Below are 6245 nucleotides of genomic sequence, written 5' to 3' on the forward strand. Positions count from 1 at the left end.
CTGGCGCAGTGGTCGAAGGCCAGCGCGAAGCGAAACGCTGAAACTGTTAATTTAGACGGGTTTCCTCTGTTCGCCCTCGCGGTGACTCTTTTCTCCTAACCGGCCACCTACCTACCATGTCCCAATTCCTTGCCGTCGGCTTGTTCGAATACGATTCCTGCCGCGCCGAATGGCGAGCGGACGCCACCTGTGCGGCCATGCTGGAATGGGACGCCGAGCTGCTCGCCCGGGGCCTGGCGCCCGCCGAGCTGCTGGCCGGCCTGCAGAGCCGCACCGCGCCGCCCGAAGGCCTGCTGCCTGCTCCAGGAACGGTGTGGGAGGCCTGGCGCCAGGGCGCGGACGGTCAGCTGCGTTGCCTGCAATTCCAGCGCCGCGAGGCCGGTGGCGTGATGCTGGACGTTACCGCCCAGCGCCGTCACGAGGCCGAACTCTGGCAGGGTGAGGCCTTCAAGCGCAGCGTCATGGTCTGCAGTGTCGACTGCATCAAGCTGATCGATCTCGAAGGGCGCCTGGAATACATGAATCCGGGCGGCCTGATGGTCATGGAGATCGATGACTTCATTCCCTTCCAGGGCCGACCCTGGGCCGAGCTCTGGCCCGAGGGGCAGCGTCACGAGGTGGTAACCGCCATCGAGGCGGCGCGGCAGGGCGGCATCGGTCGCTTCACCGGGCTCGCACCTACCGCCAAGGGCACCCGCCGCTGGTGGGACGTGGTGGTCACGCCGATTCTCGACGATGACCAGCGTCCCATGAAGTTTCTGTCCATCTCCCGCGACGTCAGCGAGACCGTACGGGCCCGCGAAGCCCTGGACGAACTCAATCGCAACCTGGAAGAGCGTATCGAGGCGCGCAGCCGGGAGCTGGTGGCCCTGGAAGAAGAGCTGCGCCAGGCGCAGAAGATGGAAGCCATCGGCCAGCTCACCGGTGGCATCGCCCATGACTTCAACAATCTGCTGACCGGTATCGTCGGCTCGCTCGACCTTATGCGGCGGCGGGTGCAACAGGGGCGCATCCAGGAGCTGGAACGCTACCTGGACACCGCTACCCGCTCGGCGGAGAACGCCGCGGCCCTGACCCAGCGGTTGCTGGCCTTCGCTCGTCGTCAGGTGCTCGAACCCCGCGCGGTGGATGCCGGGCAGCTGGTGCAGGACATGCACGAGCTGCTGCGCCATAGCCTGGGCAAGAAGATCCGCAAGGAGGTCCAGCGCGCCGACGATCTCTGGCTGCTGCACTGCGACCCCCACCAGCTGGAAAACGCCATCCTCAACCTGGCCATCAACGCCCGTGATGCCATGCCGGACGGCGGCAGCCTGAGTATCCGTGTGGAAAACGTCAGTGGGCCGCTCAGCGTCGGCTTGCCGATCGAGACGCTGGAGGGCGATTTCGTCCGCATCCAGGTCTGCGACACGGGGACCGGGATGGATGCCGACACCCTCAAACGTGCCTGCGAACCCTTCTTCACCACCAAGCCCAGCGGTCGCGGAACCGGCCTCGGGTTATCGATGATCTACGGTTTCGTCCGCCAGTCCGGTGGCCAGGTGGAAATCCACTCGGTGGTGGGCGAGGGCACCTGCATCAACCTCTATCTGCCGCGGCTGCTGGCTCAGCCTGAGGTACAGCCCGCTGCCAACGACGCCGAAGGCCCGGTGCTGCCGGAGGTATCCGGCGATTGCGCACTGATCGTCGAGGAAGAGCGCGAGGTCCGCGTCATCATCGGCGAGGTATTGGCCGAACTGGGGTACACGCCGCTGGCGGTGGCCGACAGTGCCACGGCCGTGGCACTGATCGCCTCCGGCAGCCTGCGCATCGATCTGCTGGTGACCAGCCTTGGCCTCGCCGGGCTGGATGGCCGGCAGCTGGCCGAACAGGCCCGTGCCACCACCCCTGGGCTGCCAGTGGTCTACCTGTCCGGCCAGGCTGATCCGGCGTCCCTGCCGGAGCTGGCCGAGGAGGGCGTCGAACTCATCGGAAAACCCTTCGGCCTGGAGGAGCTGGCGCGCTGCGTGAGGCGTCTGCGACCAGGCGCCTGAGGCCGTCGCGGCGAACTGTCGCGGCGCTCCAGGGTCGATCCTTTCGTGTCGCAACGTCCGTTGCGGCTGCTGTCGTGTCGACAAGAAAAGGAGCGCTTCATGAAACGCCTGCCACCTGCGCCACCCGCGCGGATGCTCGTCCTGTCCCTGTCCATCGCCTTTCTCGCCGGCTGCGCCCATGAGGCGAGCAAGCCGGAAACCTCGACCTGGAGTTGGCGCGACGCCAGCAATGCCCGCGCAGTACCGCCGGACCAGGCCTATCCCGAGCTGTTCGCCGCGGTGCAGCAGGGCAAGCTGTTCACCGACCAGAAGCACTTCGTCGATGCACTGCCCAAGCGCAACCCGGCCGACATTCGCCAGGACTACCTGAGCCAGCGCGACAAGCCCGGCTTCGACCTCAAGGCCTTCGTCAGCGCCAATTTCGAAGAATCCGCTCCGATCAAGGCGGCACTACCCAAGCCTGGCGCCGACCTGCCCACCCACATCAAGGATCTCTGGCCGGTACTGACCCGCCACTATGAAGAAGTACCGGCCTACAGCAGCCTGCTGCCGTTGCCCAAACCCTATGTGGTACCGGGCGGGCGCTTCCGTGAGGTCTACTACTGGGATTCCTACTTCACCATGCTCGGCCTGGCCAAGGACGGACGCACCGACCTGGTCCGCGACATGGTGGACAACTTCGCCCATGAGATCGACGTCTACGGCCATATCCCCAATGGCAACCGCAGCTACTACCTGAGTCGCTCGCAGCCACCGTTCTTCGCCTACATGGTCGACCTGCAAGCCAGCCTGGAAGGCGACTCGGCCTATCGTCGCTACCTGCCGCAGCTGCAGAAGGAATACGCCTACTGGATGGCGGGCGCCGAAGGCCTGCAAGCGGGCCAGGCCAATGCCCATGTGGTCAAGCTGGCCGATGGCACCCTGCTCAATCGCTACTGGGATGCCCGCGACACGCCGCGTCAGGAGTCCTATCTGGAAGACCTGGCCACCGCCGGCCAGGCCAAGGGCCGTCCGGCCGGCGAGGTCTATCGCGACCTGCGCGCCGGCGCCGAGAGCGGCTGGGATTTCTCCTCACGCTGGCTTGGCGATGGCAAGACCCTGGCCACCATCCGCACCACCTCCATCGCTCCGGTGGATCTCAACAGCCTGCTCTATCACCTGGAACAGACCATCGCCAAGGCCTGTGAGAAGACCGGTGAGGCCAGTTGTGTCCAGGCCTACAGTCAGAAGGCCAAGACCCGCCAGCAGGCCATCGACCGCTACCTGTGGAATCCGGCCGGTTACTACACCGACTTCGATTGGCAGGCCAAGCGTCGTACCGACAAGGTCACCGCCGCGGCGCTGTTCCCGCTGTACACCGGGCTCGCCAGCCAGAGCAGTGCCGACCAGACCGCCGCGACGGTGGCCAACCAGCTGTTGCGTCCCGGTGGCATCGCCACCACGACCGTCAAGACCGGTCAGCAATGGGACGAGCCCAATGGCTGGGCACCGCTGCAATGGGTGGCCGTGGATGGTCTGCGCCGCTACAAGCAGGACAAGCTCGCCGAGGACATCGGCACCCGCTTCCTGACCCAGGTGCAGAATCTCTACGCCCGCGAGCAGAAGCTGGTGGAGAAATACGACCTTACCGGGGGCCAGGGCGGTGGTGGCGGCGAGTACGAGCTGCAGGACGGCTTTGGCTGGACCAATGGCGTCACGCTCAAGCTGCTCGAACTCTACAAAGCGCAACCCGGCTCGAAATAAGGCCAAAGAAAAGGTCCGCCACGGCGGACCTTTTTCATGATGTGAAACCCGGTAGGTTGGGCTGAGACAGCTCCATCGTCGAAGCCCAATGTCTCAGTTAATGGTGGCAACGTTGGGCTTCGCTGCGCTCAACCCAACCTACGGGCCACCATTCACCCTCTCCCTCAGGGAGAGGGCTGGGGTGAGGGCAAATCCAACTCCAGATCCATCAGACGGCATACTACGGCGTCACAGCGGATCCACGGGCGGCGCATCGTCTTCGTCCGCCGGCAGCTCCGCAGGATGCAGCCCTTCCGGATCTTCATCCTCGGGCAGCGGCAGGATGGCGTTCATCAGCTGTACTCCGGATCGCGCGGATTCTTTTGCGGCAGGCGCTCTTCCACCGGCCGGTCTTCCGGGTCATCGCCCACGGGCTCTTCGGGATCGGGCGCGATGTCCGGATCGATGTCCAGGTCGTCGGGGTTTTCCTTGATCTGATCGTTCATGCGGCCTCCGCGAGTGGTTGTTAAGGTTGGGCAGAGCGCCCTGCGCGAAGTTCGCCACCGGCGATCAGCGATACCCTCGGGCCTGCAGATCGAACAACTGGGCATAGCGACCGCCGCTGGCCAGCAATTGGTCATGGTCGCCGCGTTCGCGGATCTCTCCGCCTTCCAGCACCAGGATCTGATCGGCGTTGCGCACGCTCGAGAAGCGGTGCGAGATCAGCAGGGTCATGCGCTGCTGCGCCTGGGCCCGAAAACGCTCGAAGATCACTGCCTCCGCCGCAGCGTCCAGGGCGGCGGTGGGTTCGTCCAGCACCAGGATGTCGGCGTCTTCACGCATATAGGCCCGCGACAGGGCGATCTTCTGCCATTGCCCGCCAGACAGCTCCTGGCCACCGAGAAACCAGCGGCCCAGCTGCGTCTCGTATCCCTCGCGCAAACCGGCGATGACGTCGTCGGCCAGGCCCTGTTCGGCCGCCTTGCGCCAGCGCGCTTCGTCAGCGAAGGCGGCGGTGTCGCCGACCCCCAGGTTCTCGCCCGCGGTGAGCTGGTAGCGGATGAAGTCCTGGAAGATGACCCCGATGCGTCGGTGCAGGGCCGCTGGCTGCCACTCCTGCAGATCGCTGCCATCGAGCAGGATGCGCCCTTGGGTAGGGGCATGCAGGCGGGTCAGCAGCTTGATCAGAGTGGTCTTGCCGGAGCCGTTGGCGCCTACCAAGGCCAGGCTCTGGCCCGGTGCCAGATGAAAGCTGATGTCCTCTAGCGTCGGCGCGGTCGCGCCTGGATAGGTAAAGCCGACCCCTTCGAATCTCAGCCCGTCGCCAGGGTGGCTCCCCACCGTCAGGCTGCCGCCCTCGGCGCTGGTTGGCTGTCCGAGGTAGTCATAGAGGTTGCTCAGGTAGAGGCTGTCTTCATAGAGACCGCCAAGGGCGGTAAGGCTCGCGCTGACCGCCGCCTGGCCCTGGCGGAACAGCGTCAGATAGAGGGTCATCTGGCCCAGGCTCAGGCGACCCCGCACGGTATCGAGCACTACCCAAGCGTAGGCGGCATAGAAGGCGAGGGTGCCCAGGAGGCCAAAGACGAAACCCCAACCGTCGCGTCTCAGGGTGAGGCGGCGATCCTCGGCATAGAGTTTGGCGAAGGTGGTGCGGTAGCGCTCCAACAGCAGCGGCGCCAGGCCGAACAGCTTGACCTCCTTGATGTAGGCCTCATGGGAAAGCAGGGTTTCCAGGTAGGTCTGGCGACGGGTCTCGGGCGCGCGCCGGCTGAAGAGACGAAAGGCATCACCGGAAAAGCGCGCCTCGGCCAGAAACACCGGCAGGGCACCCACCACCAGCAGCAGTAGCGCCCAAGGCGAGAAATGCACCAGTAGCACGGCGAAGCTGACCAGGGAGATGAGGTTCTGCAACAGGGTCAGGGACTTGGTCACCAGCGCCAGCGGCCTTACCGACGCCTCGCGCCGGGCCCGCACCAGCTTGTCGTAGAAGTCGGCGTCCTCGAATTGCGCTAGCGACAGGGTCTGGGCCTTTTCCAGGATCAGCAGGTTCACCGTCTGCCCCAGGCGTACCCGCAGCAGCGATTGCTGCACCGACAGCAGACGCTGGGCACCGGCCAGGGCTGCCAGGACCCCGGCTTCCGCCAGCACGAACTTCAGCACTGGCCACAGAGGGGCCTGACCCTGCTCGGCATGCAGCCGCATCGCGGCCACCACGGCATCGACGATACGCTGACCGAGCCAGGCGGCCAGGGCCGGCAGCAGGCCGGCGACCAGAGTCGCCAGGGCCAGGCCGACCAGCAGCGCGGGGGAGGTGCTCCAGACCAGGCCGGCAGCACGGCGCATCTGCAATTGCACGATAGCGAAGGAGGTAGAGAGGGTCATGAGAGATCTTCGGCTGGAATCAGCATTAGTCGAAACGACGGTCGCGGTGTTCCCGGGGGTATGGCAAAAGGCTTACACGGCGTGGTGTCACCTGGCCATGTTGCGGTCCCG

General features: G+C 65.4%; 4 protein-coding genes. 2 read left to right on the forward strand and 2 right to left on the reverse strand.

All coding sequences use genetic code 11. From position 1 onward, the window contains the following. Window positions 1-116: 116 nt before the first annotated feature. Window positions 117-2030 carry a PAS domain-containing sensor histidine kinase gene (locus tag ACUCV0_RS22600; protein WP_059313825.1) on the forward strand — a complete coding sequence of 638 codons (1914 nt, stop codon included), beginning with the start codon at window positions 117-119 and terminating at the stop codon, window positions 2028-2030. A 99-nt stretch (window positions 2031-2129) separates the two neighbouring features. Beyond that, complete coding sequence (treA, locus tag ACUCV0_RS22605) at window positions 2130-3773, forward strand: alpha,alpha-trehalase TreA (RefSeq protein ID WP_482213794.1); 1644 nt, start codon at window positions 2130-2132, stop codon at window positions 3771-3773. 332 nt (window positions 3774-4105) lie between these two features. Here the strand turns inward: treA and ACUCV0_RS22610 are convergent, their stop codons facing one another. Beyond that, complete coding sequence (locus ACUCV0_RS22610) at window positions 4106-4258, reverse strand: hypothetical protein (RefSeq protein ID WP_167348555.1); 153 nt, start codon at window positions 4256-4258, stop codon at window positions 4106-4108. Window positions 4259-4322: 64 nt separating this feature from the next. Further along, the gene (locus ACUCV0_RS22615) at window positions 4323-6134 is read right to left on the reverse strand and encodes an ABC transporter ATP-binding protein (RefSeq protein WP_482213795.1); all 1812 of its coding nucleotides are present in this window, start codon (window positions 6132-6134) and stop codon (window positions 4323-4325) included. Window positions 6135-6245: the final 111 nt, after the last annotated feature.

Source organism: Pseudomonas sp. VMV1, from assembly GCF_056790235.1.

Bases quoted from the DNA above. Each gene is read 5' to 3' on its own strand.
- ACUCV0_RS22600 (WP_059313825.1), top strand. From the start codon at position 117: ATGTCCCAATTCCTTGCCGTCGGCTTGTTCGAATACGATTCCTGCCGC.
- treA (WP_482213794.1), top strand. From the start codon at position 2,130: ATGAAACGCCTGCCACCTGCGCCACCCGCGCGGATGCTCGTCCTGTCC.
- ACUCV0_RS22610 (WP_167348555.1), bottom strand. From the start codon at position 4,258: ATGAACGATCAGATCAAGGAAAACCCCGACGACCTGGACATCGATCCG.
- ACUCV0_RS22615 (WP_482213795.1), bottom strand. From the start codon at position 6,134: ATGACCCTCTCTACCTCCTTCGCTATCGTGCAATTGCAGATGCGCCGT.